The following is a 19,484-nucleotide window of genomic DNA, read 5'->3' as shown; positions in this document are numbered from 1 at the left end:
CACCCGTCGCCTGCCGGAGTCGCCATGCAGAGCAGCCTCGACGCCTACCTCGAACACCTGCGCAGCGAGCGCCAGGTCTCCGCACACACCCTCGACGGCTACCGTCGCGACCTGCTGAAGGTACTCTCCCTGTGCGAGAAGCACGCCGTCACCAGCTGGGACGCCCTCGACACCCGCACCCTGCGCGCCATGGTCGCCCGCCTGCATGGCCTAGGTCAGTCCAGCCGCTCGCTGGCCCGCCTGCTCTCGGCGGTGCGCGGCTTCTATCAATACCTCGGTCGTGAAGGCCTGTGCCGGCATGATCCGGCCGGCGGGCTGACCGCGCCCAAGGGCGAGCGCCGCCTGCCGCGCGCGCTGGACACAGACCGCACGGCCCAGTTGCTGGACGGCGGCGTGGAGGACGACTTCATCGCCCGCCGCGACCAGGCCATGCTCGAGCTGTTCTATTCCTCCGGCCTGCGCCTGTCCGAGCTGGTCGGCCTGGACCTGGACGGCCTCGACCTGCCCGCCGGCCTGGTGCGGGTACGCGGCAAGGGCAACAAGGCCCGCGAGCTGCCGATCGGACGCAAGGCACGCGAAGCCATGGAGGCCTGGCTGCCGCTGCGAGCCATGACCAGCCCGCAGGACGGCGCGGTGTTCGTTGGCCGCCAGGGCAAGCGCCTGACCCCGCGCGCCATCCAGCTGCGAGTGCGCCAGGCCGGCGTGCGCGAGCTGGGCCAGCACCTGCATCCGCATATGCTGCGGCACAGCTTCGCCAGCCATATGCTGGAGTCCAGCCAGGACCTGCGCGCCGTGCAAGAGCTGCTCGGCCACGCCGATATCGCCACCACGCAGATCTACACCCACCTGGACTTCCAGCACCTGGCCAAGGTCTACGACGGCGCCCATCCACGGGCCAAACGCAAGAGCGAATCCTGATGAGCATCCGCCTGATCACCTTCGACCTCGACGACACCCTGTGGGACGTGGCGCCGGTGATGCACAGCGCCGAGGCGGCGTTGCGCGACTGGCTGGCCGCCGAGGCGCCGCGCCTGGGGCCGGTGCCGATCGAGCACCTGTGGGCGATTCGTGCGCGCCTGCTGCAGGTCGACCCCGGTCTCAAGCATCGCCTCAGCGAGCTGCGCCGGCGCATTCTGCTGCACGCCCTGCTCGACGCCGGCTATGCCCAGGGCGAGGCCGACGACCTGGCCGAGCTGGGCTTCCAGGTGTTCCTCGCCGCGCGTCATCAGGTGCAGCTGTTCCCCGAGGTCCATCCCACCCTGGAGCGTCTAGCCATGCGCTACACCCTCGGCGTAATCACCAACGGCAACGCCGACGTGCACCGCCTGGGCCTGGCCGACTACTTCCGCTTCGCCCTGTGCGCCGAGGAACTGGGCATCGGCAAGCCCGACCCGCACCCGTTCCAGACCGCCCTGCAGCACGCCGGGGTGGCGGCCGAACAGGCCGTGCACATCGGCGACCATCCCGGCGACGACATCGCCGGCGCCCACGCCGCCGGCCTACGCGCCATCTGGTTCAACCCCCAGGGCAAGCCCTGGGAGGGCGAGCAGTTGCCGGATGCGCAGATCCGCAGCCTGGCCGAGCTGCCAGCGCTTCTGGAGCGCTGGAGCTGAACCAACGCCCATGAAAAAGCCCGCCGAATTGGCGGGCTTTTTCATGCCGGCGGCAGTCCTCAGATGGGACGGCTGCCGTACTTGCTGTCCGGCTTCTTGGGTGGATCGGCCACCACGTTGGGCTCGATCTCCTGCACCGCCCCGCCACGCGCCAGGAACTCTTCCATGGCCTTGGCCAGAGCGTCGCGCTCCTTCTGCTTGGCTTCTACGCTGGGCAATTCCTCGATTTCCTCGGCAGCCTTGGCCTTCTTGCCAGGCTTGCTGCCGGGCTCGGCGGCTTCACTGCCGTCGTCGCCGTCATCGCCGGCGTCGGCTGCTTCCAGCTCGTCGCCCTCGTCCTCGTCGGCGCCTTCCAGGTCGTCCTGTTCCAGTTCTTCGTCGCTCATGTTCTACCTCATGACTTGCGCAGAGCAGGTTACTTATAGCCCAGCGACACGCATTGCAAAAATGCCGCTGGAAAAATTTTTATCGGCGGGTCGCGCCTTCGCGCAGCTCGCCTTGCAGGGTCGCCAGCACCCGGCGGGAGCCGCCATGGTCGCGGTGCTCGCCGAGATAGATGCCCTGCCAGGTGCCGAGGTTCAATCGACCTTCGCTGACCGGCAGACTCAGCTGACAGCCCAGCAGGCTGGACTTGAAATGTGCCGGCAGATCGTCCGGCCCTTCGTAGTCGTGCTCGTAGCCTTGCGCACCCAGGGGCACAAGACGGTTGAAGAAGCGCTCGAAGTCACGTCGCACCGCACCATCGGCATTCTCATTGATGGTCAGCGAGGCGGACGTGTGCTGCAGCCACAGGTGCAAAAGCCCCACCCGGTAATCGGCCAGCTCCGGCAACGCCTGCAGGAGCTCGTCGCTCACCAGATGAAAACCGCGCGCCCGGGCACGCAAACTGATCAGCCGTTGTTGCCACATTTTCCAACACCTGCAGCATCTACTGGCGGCGCATTTTAGAGCCTGTCCACGGCCTTTTCACCTGGCCGGCGCGGGAAATTTCCAATCCGTCGATGTCCTCGCAGCACATAGAACAAAGGGCGCCGCAGCGCCCTTGGTTTGGTCAGCGGCTGGCGTCACTTGCGAGTGAACTCCGGATAGGCCTCCATGCCGCACTCGGCGATGTCGACGCCCTCGTATTCGTCCTCCTCGCTGACGCGCAGGCCCATGATCAGTTTGATCAGGCCCCACACCAGCAGGCTGGCGACGAATACCCAGGCGAAGATGCAAGCCGCGCCAAGCATCTGCACGCTGAGACTGGCACCGCTGTTGGTCAGCGGCACCACCAGCAGGCCCCAGATGCCGCTGGTACCGTGCACCGAGATGGCGCCCACCGGATCGTCAATGCGCAGGCGCTCCAGCATGAGGATGCTGAACACCACCAGCACACCACCCACGGCGCCGATCAGCGCCGCCTGCACCGCGCTCGGCGTGGCCGGCTCGGCGGTGATCGACACCAGACCGGCCAGGGCGCCGTTGAGGATCATGGTCAGGTCGGCCTTGCCGAACAGCACCCGAGCCACCACCAGCGCCGCCAGCAGACCACCGGCGGCGGCCAGGTTGGTGTTGACGAACACCGTGGCCACCACGTTGGCGTCCTCGATGCTGCTGATGCTGAGCTGCGAACCCCCGTTGAAGCCGAACCAGCCGAACCACAGGATCAGCGTGCCGAGGGTGGCCAGCGGCAGATTGGCTCCGGGAATCGCGTTGATCTGCCCCTGACTGCCGTACTTGCCCTTGCGTGCGCCGAGCAGGATGACTCCGGCCAGCGCAGCCGAGGCGCCGGCCAGGTGGACGATGCCCGAGCCGGCGAAGTCCTTGAAGCCGAGCTGCTTGAGGAAGCCACCGCCCCAGGTCCAGTAGCCCTCGATCGGGTAGATCAGGCCGCACATGACCACCGCGAAGGCCAGGAACGCCCACAGCTTCATGCGCTCGGCCACGGCGCCGGAGACGATGGACATGCAGGTCGCGGTGAACACCACCTGAAAGAAGAAGTCGGCGCGCTTGGCGTAGCCCGGCGCGTTCTCGCCAGCCGCCGCGACCAGCTCCACCGCGTGCTCGTCGCCGATCAGAAAGCCGAAATGTGGTAGCACGCCGCCCGCGGCGCCGCCATACATCAGGTAGTAGCCGACCAGCAGGTACATCACGCAGGCCAGGGCGTAGAGGACGATGTTCTTGGTAAGAATCTCTGCGGTGTTCTTGGCCCGCACCAGGCCGGACTCGAGCATGGCGAAGCCCGCCGCCATCCACATCACCAGGGCGCCACAGATCAGCAGGTAGAAGGTGTCCAGCGCATACTGCAGGGGAATCAGAGCCGTGCTTTCCATCGAGTACTCCGTTGTACTGGTTGCACAGAGCCGCGCCGCCGTTGGCGCGCAATGAAAAACGCCCGGCGGACCGGGCGTTTGGTGTTGCTGCAGGACTTACAGGTTGTAGCCGCGCTCGTTGTGCTCGGAGAGGTCGAGGCCAACGGTCTCGGACTCTTCGTTGACGCGCAGGCCCATCACCAGGTCCAGCACCTTGAGGATCACGAAGGTGACGATGCCGGTGTAGACCACGGTGACCAGCACGCCGACGATCTGGATCCAGACCTGGCCGCCGATGTCTTCCACGCTGCCGAAGCCACCCAGGGCCGGAGCGGCGAACACGCCGGTCAGGATGGCGCCGACGATGCCGCCGATGCCGTGTACGCCGAAGGCGTCCAGGGAGTCGTCGTAGCCCAGCTTGCGCTTGAGGCTGGTGGCGCAGAAGAAGCAGATCACGCCAGCGGACAGACCGATGACCAGAGCGCCCATCGGGCCGGCGGTACCGGCGGCCGGGGTGATGGCGACCAGACCGGCGACCACACCGGAGGCGATCCCCAGGGCGCTCGGCTTACCGTGGGTGACCCACTCGGCGAACATCCAGCCCAGGGCGGCGGCGGCGGTGGCGATCTGGGTAACCAGCATGGCCATACCGGCGGTGCCGTTGGCGGCGACGGCGGAACCGGCGTTGAAGCCGAACCAGCCGATCCACAGCATGGCGGCGCCGATCAGGGTGTAGCCCAGGTTGTGCGGAGCCATCGGGGTGGTCGGGTAGCCTTTACGCTTGCCCAGCACCAGGCAGGCCACCAGACCGGCGATACCGGCGTTGATGTGCACCACGGTGCCACCGGCGAAGTCGAGGACGCCTTCGTCCCACAGGAAGGCGCCGTCGCCGGACCAGACCATGTGGCACATCGGGGCGTAGACCAGGGTGAACCACACGGCCATGAAGATCAGCATCGCGGAGAACTTCATGCGCTCGGCGAAGGCGCCGACGATCAGGGCCGGAGTGATGATGGCGAAGGTCATCTGGAAGACGATGAACACGCTTTCCGGGAAGGCCGCGATCAGGCTGTCAGGGGTCAGGCCACTGAGGAACGCCTTGTTCAGGCCGCCGACGAAGGAGTTCAGGTTGGTGACACCCTTCTCCATGCCGGTGGTGTCGAAGGCCAGGCTGTAGCCGTAGACCACCCAGAGGATGCTGATCAGGCCGGTGATGGCGAAGCACTGCATCATCACCGAGAGAACGTTCTTGGAGCGGACCATGCCGCTGTAGAACAGCGCCAGGCCGGGAATGGTCATGAACAGCACCAGCGCGGTGGCAGTCAGCATCCAGGCGGTGTCGCCGGAGTTGAGTACGACCTCGTCAGCCATGGCCAGGCCAGGGGTTACGAGGGACAAAAGGGCTCCTAGCCCTGCGATCTTACGCAGAGTCATGTGTTTTTCTCCTGGGGCGTGTTGGGTTCTGAGGCTTAAACTGCGTCGGTGCCGGTTTCGCCGGTACGGATGCGGATGGCCTGTTCCAGATTGACGACGAAGATCTTGCCGTCACCGATCTTGCCGGTGTTGGCCGCCTTGGTGATCGCCTCGATGACCCGGTCCAGCTGGTCGTCGGCGATGGCCACGTCGATCTTCACCTTGGGCAGGAAGTCGACCACGTATTCCGCGCCGCGATACAGCTCGGTGTGGCCCTTCTGCCGACCGAAGCCTTTGACTTCGGTCACGGTGATGCCCTGCACGCCGATCTCCGACAGCGACTCGCGCACGTCGTCCAGCTTGAACGGCTTGATGATGGCAGTGACTAGCTTCATGAAACTTTCTCCCGTTTTGATGGACTCGCCCCAGGAAAACGAACCCGGCTCAAGTCTAAGCGCAGTGTCTGGCTTTTGAAACGCATCGACCGCCCTGTTGCCAGCCGATTCGATGCCCACCAACCGCATCCGGTGAAGCACTCCCCCGCTTCATCCTGCACACCGGTACTGCATCGGTGCACGCGTCATGGGGTGTTAAGCAGAAAGCTTGCCAGCTATGCCAAAAGGCCACTTTTTCATGCAGTTAGGTCTTCACCGCGGTAATCCGAGCAGATTGACCGGCAGGTCATTGCACAGCATTGGTGCGCGACAGCTCCCCGCGGTGATCAAAAATCGTGCACTCGCCGCTCAACCCTGGCAGGCGCGGGGTGCGTGCTACACTGCCGGCCGTTTGCTCACGGAATAAACCGCCATGCTGCCGCCCAAAGCCATTCTCGATACCCTCGCCAGCCACGCCTCGCGCCTGTTCAGCGGCGAGAATCCATTGCCGCGCAGCGAGTTCGAGGCGCAGTTCAAGGCCCTGCTGCAGAGCGCCTTCGGCAAGCTGGATCTGGTGAGTCGCGAAGAGTTCGACAGCCAGATGGCCGTGCTGACCCGCACCCGCGCCCGCCTGGAAGCCCTGGAAGCCAAGCTGGCGGAGCTGGAAGCCCAACAGAAACCACCCGCCGAGTAAGCCCATCGGCGGGCATGCGATCAAGGAGTGATCCATGTCCCTGGCCATCGTCCACAGCCGCGCCCAGGTCGGCGTCGAAGCCCCGCCTGTTACCGTCGAGGCGCACCTGGCCAACGGCCTGCCCAGCATGGCCCTGGTCGGCCTACCGGAAGCCGCGGTCAAGGAAAGCAAGGACCGCGTGCGCAGCGCCATCCAGAACTCCGGCTTCGAATTCCCCGCGCGCAGGATCACTCTCAACCTCGCCCCCGCCGACCTGCCCAAGGACGGCGGCCGCTTCGACCTGGCCATCGCCCTCGGCGTGCTGGCCGCCAGCGGCCAGGTGCCGGTAGATAGCCTGGCCGAGCTGGAATGCCTCGGCGAACTGGCGCTGTCCGGCGCCCTACGCCCGGTACAGGGCGTGCTGCCGGCCGCTCTAGCCGCCCGCGCTGCCGGACGCACCCTGGTGGTGCCCAGCGCCAATGCCGAAGAGGCCTGCCTGGCTTCCGGCCTGACAGTGCTGGCCGTCGATCACCTGCTGCAGATCGCCGCCCACCTCAACGGCCATACGCCGCTGGCGCCGCACCAGGCCAGCGGCTTGCTGCGCGAGACGCCGGCCTATCCGGACCTGGCCGAAGTGCAGGGCCAGCAGGCAGCCAAGCGCGCCCTGCTGATTGCCGCCAGCGGCGGCCACAACCTGTTGTTCAGCGGGCCGCCCGGCACCGGCAAGACCCTGCTCGCCAGCCGCCTGCCCGGCCTGCTGCCACCACTGTCCGAAGAGGAGGCGCTGGAGGTGGCGGCCATCCATTCGGTGGCCAGCCTGGCGCCGCTGGCGGCCTGGCCGCAGAGACCCTTCAGGCAGCCCCATCACAGCGCATCCGGACCGGCGCTGGTTGGTGGTGGTAGTCGGCCGCAACCCGGGGAAATTACCTTGGCCCATCAGGGCGTGCTGTTTCTGGATGAACTTCCCGAGTTCGACAGAAAGGTATTGGAAGTTCTGCGCGAACCGCTGGAGAGCGGGCAGATCGTCATCGCTCGAGCCCGCGACAAGGTGCGCTTTCCCGCCCGCTTCCAGCTGGTGGCGGCGATGAACCCATGCCCCTGTGGCTACATCGGTGACCCCGGCGGGCGTTGCCGCTGCTCGCCGGACCAAGTGCAGCGCTACCGCGCCAAGCTGTCCGGGCCGCTGCTCGACCGCATCGACCTGCACCTCACCGTGGCGCGCGAGAGCACCAGCCTGCAGGCACCGGCGCAACCGGGCGAAGACAGCGCCAGCGTCGCCGGCCGGGTCGCCCTGGCGCGGCAACGGCAGCTCAAGCGCCAGGGCTGCGCCAATGCCTTTCTCGACCTGCCCGGCCTGCGCCGGCACTGCCCACTGACCGAGCAGGACCAGCACTGGCTGGAGCAAGCCTGCGAACGCCTCAATCTGTCGCTGCGCGCCGCCCACCGTCTACTCAAAGTGGCGCGCACCCTGGCCGACCTGGAGCAGGTCGAGCAGATCGCCCGCGCTCACCTGGCCGAAGCCCTGCAATACCGGCCGGTCCAGACCTGAAAGAAAAAAGCCCGGCACAGGCCGGGCTTCTTAATTGGGCAATGCGCAGGATCAGGCAGCGCTCGACCAGCTGCGCGCCTGGCGCTGGCGGCAGGCTTCACCGAAGGCCTCGAAGATCTTCACCGAATCCGGATTCTGCGCGGCCTGCCATTCCGGGTGCCACTGCACGGCGAACAGGAAGGGCGACAGGCTCGGCGCATGGAACGCCTCGACCAGGCCGTCCTCGGCGCGGGCCAGCGGCTCCAGGCCCTTGCCCAGGGTCTTCACGCCCTGACCATGCAGGGAGTTGACGCCGATCTCCTCACCACCCAGCACCTTGGCCAGCCAGCTGCCGGACTCGATGCGCACCTTGTGCGCCTCGGCGTACTGCACGGCCACCGGATCGTCAGTGTTTTCGCGATGGTCGTTGAAGCCCGGCTCGGCGTAGAGCTTCTGATACATGTCGCCGCCCAGGGCCACGTTGATTTCCTGCATGCCACGGCAGATGCCAAAGATCGGCAGGCCGCGGGCGATGGCGGCCTTGATCAGCGGCAGGTCGAACAGGTCACGGTCACGATCCTGACTCTTCTCCGGGGTGAGGTTCTCCTGGCCGTAGAGGGTCGGATCAATGTTCGAGCCGGCGCCGGTGAGGTACACACCGTCGGCCATGTCGAGGTACTGCTCGAGGTCTTGGGTACCGCAGCAGGTGGGCATCAGCACAGGCACGCAGCCGGCGATCTCCACCAGCGGCACGATGTATTTGTGAGTCATCACCTGATAGTCGTGGCCCTTGCGCTCCTGAGCGCCCATGGACATCAACACGACGGGTTTACGTTTGGCAGAAGTGGTCTTTGCGCTGTTGTTGTTGGACATACGTCACCTTGGGGCAGGTCGGCCTGCCGTTGCTGTGCAGGTGGGTCGGGAGATCGACGCGCTACCTGTTTGGCACGGTTCCGTCTGTCGGCGGCGTAACTGGGGCCTCGCCTGGAGGCATGGGAGTGGGAGGTAACGAACCTACCGCGACGGCCGCATAACAGACGAACCGCCAGCACAGTCTCTCCAGACCCGTAAAATATGTCAAACAAATCTTATTGGGATCGTTTAATAATCAGATCGACATATCGGCCCACAGGCGCCGTTATTCGGCGCATAAGGCCATAGCCGCTTTTTCCCAACCCGCCAAAAAAGTCCATTATTTTTTACGAAAATCCATTGAAACCCTGCCAGGCCGCGGGCCCGGGGACTTGTCAGGCCTTGATCCACTGCACCGCTGGCAGGCGCATCTGCGCCATCTCGCCGAGGAGGAAATCGCGCAGGCGCCACAGACGTTCTTCGCCGCGCCGGCCACGCGGCCAGACCAGGTGATAGCTGTCGCCACTGGCCACCGCGCTGGGCCAGGGCAGACCGAGACGGCCCTGTTCGACATCCTCGGCGACCATCACCAGATCGCCGATGGATACCCCGTAGCCGCGCGCCGCCGCCACTATGCCCAGCTCCAGGGTGTCGAACACCTGGCCACCCCTGAGCGGCACCCGCTCCTCCAGGCCCATGGCCTGTACCCAGCGCCGCCAGTCGCGGCGGTCCGGGGTCGGATGCAGCAGCTCTGTGGCCTGCAGGCGCTCCAGCTCCCAGGGCCCATCGGCGGCGGCCTCCGGCGCGCAGACCGGGATCAGCCATTCGGCGAACAGCTCGACGCTCTCCCACTCGGAGGGGAAGGCGCCGCCGCTGCTGAGCAGCACGGCGCAGTCGAAAGGCTCCTGATGGAAGTCGACCTTGTCCACGTCCATCCAGGCGCTGGTCAGCTGCACCTCGATATCGGCATTGCGCTGGCGAAAGCGCGACAGCCGCGCCAGCAGCCAGCGCATGGTCAGGGTCGACGGCGCCTTCAGGCGCAGGGTGGCGTCGTCGGCGCTCAGCGCGGTGCAGGCCCGCTCCAGCGCATCGAAGCCATCGCGCACCCCCGGCAGCAACAGGCGCGCGCTCTCGCTCAGGCGCAGATGGCGGCCGACGCGCTCGAACAGGCGGCAGCCGAAATGTTCCTCCAGGGTGCGGATGTGCCGGCTCACCGCGCTCTGGGTAATGGCCAGCTCCTCGGCGGCGCGGGTGAAGGACGCATGCCGCGCGGCGGCCTCGAAGGCGCGCAGGGCATAGAGCGGGGGCAGGCGACGGCCCATGGCGATTACCTATGAGTATTAGTCATGCCAGGCATCGCTTTTTTCCCTTTGTGCGACCGCGGCTGGCTCCGGAGAATTGCAGCATTCTCGGCTCGCCCGATTCCTGTGGGCAAGCCCTTTCACTGAGCCAGACTCATCATGCCGCACGCCGTCCGCGACGAACTCACCGCCCTCTTCCGCCTCGCCGGCCCGTTGATCGCCGCGCAGCTGGCCCACGTGCTGATGGTGTTCACCGACACCCTGATGATGGGCAAGCTGGGCCCGGCGGAGCTGGCCGCCGGCGGCCTGGGCGCGGCCAGCTATTCGTTCATCTCGATTTTCTGCGTCGGCGTGCTGGCTGCAGTCGGCAACTTGATCGCCATCCGTCACGGTGCCGGCGACACGGCCGGGGTCACCCGCCTGGCGCAGAACGGCCTGTGGCTGGCCTGGGGCCTGGCCCTGGCCTGCGGCGTACTGCTATGGAACCTCGGCCCGCTATTGGCCCAGTTCGGTCAGGAAGCCCACAACATCGAAGGCGCCATGCAGTTCCTCTCCACCCTGGTGTTCGCCCTGCCCGGTTATCTCGGTTTCATGGCCCTGCGCGGCTTCCCCGCGGCCATCGGCCGACCGGGACCGGTGATGGCAATCAGCATCGGCGGCGCGCTGGCCAACTTCGCCCTCAACTACGTGCTGATCCACGGCTGGTTTGGCCTGCCCCAGCTCGGCCTGGCCGGTATCGGCTTGGTCACCGCGGTGGTCGCCAATGTAATGACCCTGCTGCTGTTCATTCATCTGCTGCGTCATCCGGCCTACGCCGCCTACCCGCTGCGCCAGGGCTTGCTGCAACCACGTATGGCCGAATTGAAGGAGCTGCTGCGCCTGGGCCTGCCGATCGGTGGCACCTACGCGGTGGAGTCCGGCATGTTCGCCTTCGCCGCCCTGTGCATGGGCGCCATCGGTAGCCACGCGCTGGCCGCGCACCAAGTGGCGATCATGTCGGTGTATGTCGCCTTCATGGTGCCCGTGGGCATTTCCTACGCCACCACCTTCCGCATCGGCCAGCACTACGGCGCCGGCCGCCTGCTCGAGGCACGCCGGGCCGGGCGCCTGGGTATCGCCAGCGGCGCCGTGCTGATGCTCGGCTTCGCCGTGCTGTTCTGGCTGCTGCCGGAGCAGGTGGTGGGGCTGTTCCTCGACCGCCACGACCCGCAGTTCGCCGCCGTGGTAGCCATGGCCGTGAGCCTGTTGGCGGTGGCCGCGGTGTTCGAGCTGTTCGACGGCATCCAGACCATCGCAATGGGCGCGATCCGCGGCCTCAAGGACGGCAAGACCACCCTGCTGGTGGGCATCGGCTGCTATTGGGTGATCGGCATTCCGCTGGCCTGGGCGCTGGCCTTTCCGCTGGGTTGGGGCGCCGAAGGCGTGTGGTGGGGCCTGGCTGGCGGCCTGGCCTGCGCCGCGGTGGGCCTGACCCTAGGCTTCGAGTGGAAGATGGGACGGATGCTGCGGCCGCAGTCGGTAGCGGTAGAGGCCTGTCTGTCGTAGCCCGAATGAAACCCTGGGCGGAGTCGCCTGCTTCCCGGATTGCATCCGGGCTACCCCTGGGTCGGCGGCTACGCCTTAAGACGGCACACCAGCCAGCAGCGGCTGGCGCATGCCGAACACCAGGAAGCGCGCCAAGTCGGCCAGCGGCAGCGGCTTGCTGATCAGGTAGCCCTGCACCTGGTCGCAGCCGAACTGGCGCAGCAGAGCCAGTTGCTCGGCGTTCTCCACGCCCTCGGCCACCACTTCCAGATGGAGGTTGTGCGCCAGGTTGATCATGGCCCGCACCAGCTGGCGGTTCTCCGCGCGCTCGCCCATGCCGCCGACGAAACTCTTGTCGATCTTCAGCAAGGTAATCGGCAGGTTGTTGAGGTGCACGAAGGACGAGAAACCGGTGCCGAAGTCGTCCAGCGAGAAGCGCACGCCGAGCCGGCCGAGAGCCTGCATGGTCTGCTGCACCTGCTCGCTGCGGCGCATCACGGCCGTCTCGGTCAGCTCGAACTCCAGCCACTGGGCATCCACGCCGCGCTCTTCGATCAGGCGGCTGAGGGTCGACAGCAGCTGGCTGTCCTGGAACTGGCGGAACGACAGGTTGACCGCCATGTGCAGCGCCGGCAGGCCGCGCCCGCGCAGCCACTGCATGTCGCGCAAGGCGCGGGAGATCACCCAGTAGCCGAGCGGCACGATCAGCCCGCTCTCCTCGGCCAGCGGCACGAATTCGTCCGGGCCGAGCAGGCCGCGCTCGGTGTGACGCCAGCGCACCAGTGCCTCCAGGCCGACGATGCGCCCGCTCTGCAGGCACAGGCGCGGCTGGTAGTGCAGCTCCAGCTCGTCGCGGCGCAGGGCACGACGCAGCTCGGTCTCCAGGTCGGCCATGCTGCGTGCGCCGCGATGAATGCGCTCGTCGTACAGATGATGGGTGCAGCCCTGGGCCGCCTTGGCCTGCTGCATGGCGATGTGCGCATGCCACATCAGCGGGTCGGCGCCGGCGTCGGCGCGGGCATGGGCCAGGCCCAGGCTGCAGCCGAGCAGCAGGCTCTCGCCGTCGACCCAATAGGGCTCGGACAGCGCCTCAGTGATGCGTTCGGCCAGGCGCTCGGCGCGGGCCGGGTCGCGACGGGTGTCGACCAGCAGGGCGAACTCGTCGCTGCCCAGGCGCGCCAGGGCGTCACCGGCCTCCAGCTGGACCTTGAGCCGCGCCACCACCTGCAGGATCAGGCGGTCGCCGGCCTGATAGCCGAGGGCGTCGTTGACGTGCTTGAAGTTGTCCAGGTCGAGATGGCCTAGGGTCAGGCCGCGCCCCTGGTATTCCGCCAGGCGCGCGGCCAGCAGGGTCTGGAAGCCCTGGCGGTTGGCGATGCCGGTCAGCGGATCCTGCTCCGCCAGACACTGCAGAGTGTTCTGCAGGCGCGAACGCTCGCCGGCGTAGCGCAGGCAGCGGCGCAGCAGATCGACGCTGAGACTGCCGCGCACCAGCCAGTCGTAGACATCGGCCGGCGCCTCGGTGGGCTCCTCGTCGAGCAGCAACACGGTGGGCAGCGAGCAACGGCCGGGGGCCGGGCGGCAGGCGGGAGTGGTCAGCAGCAGGCCGCAGCCACCGTCGTCGAACAGGCTGCTGGCGGCTTCCCAAGAGGGCGCGGTGATCAGCGGGTAGGCCCCGGCGATGACTTCGAGCCGCGCGCGCAGCAAGGCCGCCCACTCCGGCCTTTCGGCGAGCAGGACCAAGCGCATGGGTTCGACGAGCGCGGACAAATGACCTCCCCAAGGCCAAGCGAGACAGACTTACCCCGTCTGCGTGCACCGTTTTTCGGCGTTCTCTTTCTGCCGTCCTGTGCAGATTTCTGCGCATCCTCCCGGAAAGGCATAGCAGCGGCAACCGGGTGCGGGTGGTACAAGCGTACATGATCTTAAAAAATAGTGACTTAGCACACAATCCTTAAGCTTTTTATGCGGAACTCGGCCCGCCCGGCGGCTGTCTGCACTCGTCCCGCCACCGCGTGGCGGCTGCTAGAATGCCGCCTCTTTTTTGCAGACCGAATCGCCCTCCATGTCCCGACTCAATCCTCGGCAGCAGGAAGCCGTGAACTACGTCGGCGGCCCTCTTCTGGTGCTCGCCGGCGCCGGCTCCGGCAAGACCAGCGTGATCACCCGCAAGATCGCCCACCTGGTGCAGCACTGCGGCATCCAGGCCCGCCACATTGTCGCCATGACCTTCACCAACAAGGCCGCGCGCGAGATGAAGGAGCGTGTCGGCACCCTGCTCAAGGGCGCCGAGGCCCGGGGCCTGACCGTGTCGACCTTCCACAACCTGGGCATGAACATCATCCGCAAGGAATACGCGGCGCTGGGCTACAAGCCGGGCTTCTCGATCTTCGACGACGGCGACATCAAGGCCCTGCTGACCGACATCATGCAGAAGGAATACGCCGGCGATGACGGCGCCGACGAGGTCAAGAACTACATCGACAGCTGGAAGAACGACCTGATCCTGCCGGACCAGGCGCTGGCCAATGCCCGCAATCCCAAGGAGCAGACCGCCGCCGTCGTCTACCTGCATTACCAGCGCACGCTCAAGGCGTACAACGCGGTGGACTTCAACGACCTGATCCTGCTGCCGGTGAAGCTGTTCCAGGAGCACAAGGACATCCTGGAGAAATGGCAGAACCGCATCCGCTACCTGCTGGTGGACGAGTACCAGGACACCAACTCCAGCCAGTACCTGCTGGTGAAGCTGCTGGTGGGCATGCGCAACCAGATCACCGTGGTCGGCGACGACGACCAGTCGATCTACGCCTGGCGCGGCGCACGCCCGGAAAACCTGATGCTGCTGAAAGAGGACTACCCCTCGCTGAAGGTGGTGATGCTGGAGCAGAACTACCGCTCCACCAGCCGCATCCTCAAATGCGCCAACACCCTGATCGCCAACAACCCGCACGCCTTCGAGAAGCAGCTGTGGTCGGAAATGGGCATGGGCGACGAGATCCGCGTGATCCGCACCCGCAACGAAGACGCCGAGTGCGAGCGCGTGGCGCTGGAGATCCTCACCGAGCACCTGCGCACCGAGCGCCCGTACAGCGACTTCGCCATCCTCTACCGCGGCAACTACCAGGCCAAGCTGATGGAGCTGAAACTGCAGCACCACCAGATTCCCTATCGCCTGTCCGGCGGCACCAGCTTCTTCGCCCGCCAGGAGGTGAAGGACCTGATGAGCTACTTCCGCCTGCTGGTCAATCCGGATGACGACAACGCCTACCTGCGGGTGATCAACGTGCCGCGCCGGGAGATCGGCTCCACCACCCTGGAGAAGCTCGGCAACTACGCCAGCGAGCGCAAGATCAGCATGTACACCGCCAGCGACGAGCTGGGCCTGGCCGAACACCTGGACAGCCGCTACACCGAGCGCCTGTCGCGCTTCAAACGCTACATGGACAAGATCCGCGAGCAGTGCGCCGGCAACGATCCGATCGGCGCCATCCGCAGCATGGTGATGGACATCGACTACGAGAGCTGGCTGCGCCAGAACGCCTCCAGCGACAAGGTCGCCGAGGCGCGCATGGGCAACGTCTGGTTCCTGGTTGAGGCGCTGAAGAACACCCTGGACAAGGACGAAGACGGCGACATGACCGTCGAAGACGCCATCGGCAAGCTGGTGCTGCGCGACATGCTGGAGCGCCAGCAGGAAGAGGAAGAAGGCGCCGAGGGCGTGCAGATGATGACCATGCACGCCTCCAAGGGCCTGGAGTTCCCCTCGGTGTACATCATCGGCTTCGAGGAGGAGATCCTCCCGCACCGCTCCAGCATCGAGGCCGATACCATCGAGGAAGAGCGGCGCCTGGCCTACGTCGGCATCACCCGCGCCAAGCGCAACCTGACGCTGACCTTCGCCGCCAAGCGCAAGCAGTACGGCGAGATCATCGACTGCACGCCGAGTCGCTTCCTCGACGAACTGCCGCCCGAAGACCTGGTCAGGGAAGGCCAGGAAGACACCCCGGTGGAGGTCAAGGCGGCGCGCGGCAACGACGCCCTGGCCAACATGCGCGCGATGCTCAAGCGCTGACCGCGCGCACAGTCGCCACTGGACGGCTTGGCTAGACTGCGGGCTTCCGTCGTATCGCAAGGAAGCGCGCCGTGTCCCACCGCATGTACCTGTACAACAAGGCCGAGATCGGCAGCAGCACCGACGCCTGCCTGCCGCTGATGGAATGGGGCTACGAACTGCCCCTGCTGCTGCAGCCGCTGTTCGCCCAGGCGCCATACGTCGGGCGCAACTGCTACAACGACCCGGACAGCGAGGAAGGCCTGTACGCCGAGGCGCCCGGCGGCATTGCCGCACTACGTGGCTTCTACGACTTCATCGAACGGCATGCCGGCGTGCTGCTGACCGACGTCGAGGCCTTCCGCGAGGCGCAGCGCAAGATCTTCCAGTTGCTCGACGAACAGGCCGGCCATGCCTGGTTCCATCTGGACGCCTGGGACGTGTTCAACATGAGCGACGACGACAGGCGCGCCCAGGCCGAGGCGCTGCTCGGCGAGATCGAGCAGGCCAACGCCTGCATCCGCGAGGCCATCGCCAACGACAACCCGCTGCTGCTCGATGCCTGCCCGGGCGTTGACGCGCCCTGGGCGGGCAGCTTCCGCACCCTGCTCAATCTGGACAACTACGACTACGGTTGGACGCCGCTGAGCTCGCTGTTGCCGTACCAGGCTGAGGACGAGCCGCAGATCTTCCAAGAGAACGACCTGTTCGGCCTGCGCGGGGCCAACGGCCAGGTGCTGATCGCGCCGCGCTACCAGGAGTTCTTCGATTTCGACTGGGACAGCGGCCTGGCCTGCGTGCAGCAGGACGGGCGCTTCGGCTATGTGGATCGCCAGGGCCGCGAAGTCATCGCCTGCCAGTTCGAGGAGGCCTACGACTTCACTGGCGCCCATGCGCTGATCGCCGAGGGCGGCAAGTTCGGCCTGATCGACCGCCAGGGCCAGGTCACCGTGCCCTGCCAATTCGATGGCGGCGAGCCACTGGACCACGACGGCACCTGCTGGAGCGTGCAACAGGGCGCGCTGTGGGGCGTGATCGACCCGACCGGCAACTGGCTGCTGCCAGCAAAGTACCGGCAGATCCAAGCCCACGGCAGCTGCTATTCCGCCAAGCCGGAGAAGGGCCCGCAGCAACTGTTCACCCGGCGCTTCCACGCCCTCGGCGCCATCGGCCTGGACAACGTGGACATCGCCTACCTGGACGAGGCTCACAACGCCTATGTGATCCGCCGCCGCGACGGCAAGCAATGGCTGTATCGCGCCCTCGACGAACTCGGCCAGCCGCTGCTACCGGGCGAGTACCAGTCGCTCAAGTACCAGCACGACCTGCAGGCCTGGCTGGTGCGCGACCAGCGCCTATATGGCCTCTACCGCCATACCAACCGGCAATGGCTGCTGCCCTGCGCCCATGCCCGCCTGGTGCCGCAGGAAAACACCAGCCGCGAAGACGATGGCCCCGCCTATTGCACGGTGCAGGACCAGCGTGGCTGGGGCCTCTACCGCGGCGGCGAGCGGCCCGGCTGGGTTTTCGAGCCGCGCTTCGAGCGCCTCGAGCACCTCAACCAGCGCTACTTCAACGCCTGCCTGGAGGGTCGCTGGGGCCTCGTCGACACCCGTGGCGAGTGGTTGCGCCAGCCCGTCGACAAGGCCCGCGCCGACTTCCGCTTCGTCCGTGACGGCGCCCTGGCCCTGGTGTTCCATGATGACCGCGCCTGGTCCCTGCAGGCCGATGGCGAGTGCCGGCCGCTGGCCGCCGAGCGGGCCCTGGAGATAGTCGATTGCTACGCCCAGTTCGGCCTCGACGAAGTGCAGCAGGCCTGCCTGCGAGCCAGCGCCGGCGACCTCTGGCAGGCGCTGGACTGCCATCGCCGCGGCCTGGCCGCCTATGAGGCGGAGGACTACGAAAAGGCCCGCGCGCTACTGCTGCGCGCCGTCGAGCTGGGCAACGACGATGCCCTCAACGACCTCGGCTGCCTGCTGGAGAATGCCGACCAGGACCATGCAGGCGCCCTCGCCTACTTCCAGCGCGCCTGCGCCGCCGGCTCGCCGTTGGCCGCGCGCAACCTGGGCGACTGCTATCGCTGGGGGCGCGGCTGTGAACAGGACCTGGTCAAGGCGCGCGACTATTTCCTGCTGGCCACCGAGCGCGGCCATCGCCCAGCGCATCTGGAACTGGCCGCGCTGCTGCTCGACCATCAGCCGGAACTGGGCGACCTCGACCTGACCCTGGAGCACTACCTGGCGGCCTGGCGCCACGGCGACAAGGACGAGAGCGCCAGCTGCCTGGGCTGGCTGTACGAGCAGCGCGAGGACTATGCCCAGGCCCAGCGCTACTACCTGCATGCATCCGCCCGTGGCGATGCCTACGCCGACTGGCGGCTGGGCCGCTTGCACCTGTACGGCCTGGACATGCCGGCCAATCCGCACAAGGCGCTGGAGTACCTGCGTCACGCCAGCGCGCAGGAGTGCGAGAGCGCCTACCTGGATCTGGCCGAATTGCTGCTGGACGAGGAAGCCACCCAGGAAGAAGGCCTGGGCTGGCTGCAGAAGGCGGTAGACGCCGAAGTGGTCGGTGCTCGCGAGCTGGCCGAGCAGTTGCTCAAGCAACGCAACGGCTCCAGCCTGCTGGGACGCCTACTCGGTCGACTGCGACAATAGGCCGCAGAGTGCAGGCGAAAAAAAGCCGCCCGTAGGCGGCTTTTTTCTCGCTGTCGCAGGCCTTACAGGCCGGACATCTTCTGGATCGCGCCTTTCAGCTCGTCGTCCGAGCAGGTGGCGCAGGTGCCTTTCGGCGGCATCGCATTGATGCCGGAGATGGCCTTGGCCAGCAGGCCATCGAGACCACCTTCCTTGTCGGCGCGGGCCTTCCAGGCGGCGGTGTCGCCAGCCTTCGGAGCACCCAGCACGCCGGCGTTGTGGCAGGCGCCACAGTGGGCGGCGATCACGTCGTCGGGCGACTTGGCGCCACCACCAGCGGACACGGCTACGGCGCCGACGCCCTTGCATTCTTCACCCTGGATGCAGACCTCGCCGACCGGCTTGATGCGCTCGGCGATCTCGTCGTTGGTCGCAGCCTGAGCGCTCACAGCCCACAGGGCCAATACGGCAGCTTGGGCCACCAGCATTTTCTTGATCAGGTTCACGGTACACCCTCATTGGCTAGACACGCTCGCGGCCACGGTTCGCGAGCGGGCGCAGTATAACGGTTAGGCCTGTCGGCCGGAACAACCCAACTTGTCGCAGGGGCATTGCCCCGCCCTTTTAGAAGTTAGCCGGGGTTGTCGCACTGATCAGCCGAGCCGGCCTGTCGAACGGATTACGGAAGCGATGCGGCTTGGTGCTGTCGAAGTAGTAGCTGTCGCCCGGCTCGAGGACAAATACCTCGGCGCCAACGGTCAGTTCGAGGCGCCCGTCCACCAGCATGCCGGCCTCTTCGCCGTCGTGGTTGAGCATTTCCTCACCGGTGTCGGTACCCGGCGGGTAGATCTCGTCGAGGAAGGTGATGGTCCGGTTGGGATGCGCCTTGCCGATCAGCTTCATCGTCACGGCACCGCTGGAAAGGTCGGTCAGTTCGTTGGCCCGGTAAACCACCTGGGTGTGGCTGTCCTGCTCCATATCCAGGGAGAAGAACTCCACCAGCGACATGGGAATCCCGCCGAGCACCTTCTTCAACGAGCTGATCGAGGGGCTCACGCTGTTCTTCTCGATCATCGAAATGGTGCTGTTGGTGACGCCCGCACGTTTGGCGAGTTCACGCTGGGAAAGGCCTTTGAGTTTGCGGATAGATTGCAGTCGAACACCGACGTCCAATGCGGGGGTCCTCCTTGGGAGCAAGGCATATGGGTGGCCGTATCATGGC

The 19,484-nt window shown here is 66.3% G+C and carries 17 protein-coding genes; 7 read left to right on the top strand and 10 right to left on the bottom strand.

All coding sequences use genetic code 11. From position 1 onward, the window contains the following. The first annotated feature begins 24 nt into the window (after nt 1–24). Complete coding sequence (gene xerC / locus IB232_RS17310) at nt 25–918, top strand: tyrosine recombinase XerC (protein ID WP_192399834.1); 894 nt, start codon at nt 25–27, stop codon at nt 916–918. Next, nucleotides 915–1,613, top strand: coding sequence for an HAD family hydrolase (locus tag IB232_RS17305; RefSeq protein WP_192400068.1), 699 nt, complete (start codon nt 915–917; stop codon nt 1,611–1,613). The genes xerC and IB232_RS17305 overlap by 4 nt, the downstream gene beginning before the upstream one ends. A gap of 59 nt (nt 1,614–1,672) precedes the next feature. On the opposite strand, the gene sutA is transcribed toward IB232_RS17305, so the two are convergent. The 5 genes from sutA to glnK all read right to left on the bottom strand — a co-directional run bounded on the left by sutA (nt 1,673) and on the right by glnK (nt 5,715). Continuing rightward, a complete protein-coding gene (gene sutA / locus IB232_RS17300) occupies nt 1,673–1,999 on the bottom strand; it encodes a transcriptional regulator SutA (protein WP_192399833.1) in 327 nt (108 codons plus the stop codon). 79 nt (nt 2,000–2,078) lie between these two features. Continuing rightward, nucleotides 2,079–2,522 (bottom strand): secondary thiamine-phosphate synthase enzyme YjbQ, encoded by a 444-nt coding sequence (locus IB232_RS17295; protein WP_192399832.1) that lies wholly within the window; start codon nt 2,520–2,522, stop codon nt 2,079–2,081. A 155-nt stretch (nt 2,523–2,677) separates the two neighbouring features. Then, the gene (locus IB232_RS17290) at nt 2,678–3,928 is read right to left on the bottom strand and encodes an ammonium transporter (protein WP_192399831.1); all 1,251 of its coding nucleotides are present in this window, start codon (nt 3,926–3,928) and stop codon (nt 2,678–2,680) included. Nucleotides 3,929–4,024: 96 nt separating this feature from the next. Then, the gene (locus IB232_RS17285) at nt 4,025–5,341 is read right to left on the bottom strand and encodes an ammonium transporter (protein WP_192399830.1); all 1,317 of its coding nucleotides are present in this window, start codon (nt 5,339–5,341) and stop codon (nt 4,025–4,027) included. A 35-nt stretch (nt 5,342–5,376) separates the two neighbouring features. Continuing rightward, a complete protein-coding gene (gene glnK / locus IB232_RS17280; protein ID WP_021700071.1) occupies nt 5,377–5,715 on the bottom strand; it encodes a P-II family nitrogen regulator in 339 nt (112 codons plus the stop codon). A 412-nt stretch (nt 5,716–6,127) separates the two neighbouring features. Here glnK and IB232_RS17275 point away from each other — a divergent pair, with 412 nt between their 5' ends. Then, the gene (locus IB232_RS17275; protein ID WP_192399829.1) at nt 6,128–6,388 is read left to right on the top strand and encodes an accessory factor UbiK family protein; all 261 of its coding nucleotides are present in this window, start codon (nt 6,128–6,130) and stop codon (nt 6,386–6,388) included. Nucleotides 6,389–6,422: 34 nt separating this feature from the next. After that, the gene (locus IB232_RS17270) at nt 6,423–7,916 is read left to right on the top strand and encodes a YifB family Mg chelatase-like AAA ATPase (protein WP_192399828.1); all 1,494 of its coding nucleotides are present in this window, start codon (nt 6,423–6,425) and stop codon (nt 7,914–7,916) included. Between the two features lie 51 nt (nt 7,917–7,967). Here the strand turns inward: IB232_RS17270 and IB232_RS17265 are convergent, their stop codons facing one another. Together IB232_RS17265 and IB232_RS17260 are read right to left on the bottom strand one after the other, a co-directional pair. Beyond that, the gene (locus IB232_RS17265) at nt 7,968–8,768 is read right to left on the bottom strand and encodes a gamma-glutamyl-gamma-aminobutyrate hydrolase family protein (protein ID WP_192399827.1); all 801 of its coding nucleotides are present in this window, start codon (nt 8,766–8,768) and stop codon (nt 7,968–7,970) included. Between the two features lie 374 nt (nt 8,769–9,142). Next, a complete protein-coding gene (locus tag IB232_RS17260; RefSeq protein ID WP_192399826.1) occupies nt 9,143–10,069 on the bottom strand; it encodes a LysR substrate-binding domain-containing protein in 927 nt (308 codons plus the stop codon). 138 nt (nt 10,070–10,207) lie between these two features. On the opposite strand from IB232_RS17260, the gene IB232_RS17255 reads away from it, so the two are divergent. Next, nucleotides 10,208–11,593 (top strand): NorM family multidrug efflux MATE transporter, encoded by a 1,386-nt coding sequence (locus tag IB232_RS17255; protein ID WP_192399825.1) that lies wholly within the window; start codon nt 10,208–10,210, stop codon nt 11,591–11,593. A gap of 75 nt (nt 11,594–11,668) precedes the next feature. Here IB232_RS17255 and IB232_RS17250 read toward each other — a convergent pair whose 3' ends face one another. Then, entirely contained in the window at nt 11,669–13,342 is a 1,674-nt protein-coding gene (locus IB232_RS17250) for a putative bifunctional diguanylate cyclase/phosphodiesterase (RefSeq protein WP_192399824.1), read from the bottom strand. A gap of 295 nt (nt 13,343–13,637) precedes the next feature. Here IB232_RS17250 and rep point away from each other — a divergent pair, with 295 nt between their 5' ends. Next, nucleotides 13,638–15,647 (top strand): DNA helicase Rep, encoded by a 2,010-nt coding sequence (gene rep / locus IB232_RS17245; protein ID WP_192399823.1) that lies wholly within the window; start codon nt 13,638–13,640, stop codon nt 15,645–15,647. A 71-nt stretch (nt 15,648–15,718) separates the two neighbouring features. Beyond that, nucleotides 15,719–18,283: an SEL1-like repeat protein gene (locus IB232_RS17240; protein WP_192399822.1), complete on the top strand. Its 2,565-nt coding sequence runs from the start codon at nt 15,719–15,721 to the stop codon at nt 18,281–18,283. Between the two features lie 62 nt (nt 18,284–18,345). Here IB232_RS17240 and IB232_RS17235 read toward each other — a convergent pair whose 3' ends face one another. Both IB232_RS17235 and IB232_RS17230 read right to left on the bottom strand, forming a co-directional pair. After that, nucleotides 18,346–18,768 carry a c-type cytochrome gene (locus IB232_RS17235; RefSeq protein ID WP_192399821.1) on the bottom strand — a complete coding sequence of 141 codons (423 nt, stop codon included), beginning with the start codon at nt 18,766–18,768 and terminating at the stop codon, nt 18,346–18,348. 118 nt (nt 18,769–18,886) lie between these two features. Further along, nucleotides 18,887–19,435, bottom strand: a complete 549-nt coding sequence (locus IB232_RS17230; protein WP_137974609.1) for a cupin domain-containing protein — start codon at nt 19,433–19,435, stop codon at nt 18,887–18,889. Nucleotides 19,436–19,484 lie beyond the last annotated feature (49 nt).

The organism is Pseudomonas sp. PDM15 (genome assembly GCF_014851565.1).
Taxonomy (GTDB): Bacteria; Pseudomonadota; Gammaproteobacteria; order Pseudomonadales; family Pseudomonadaceae; genus Aquipseudomonas.
This window is presented reverse-complemented; position numbering and strand designations above follow the sequence as displayed.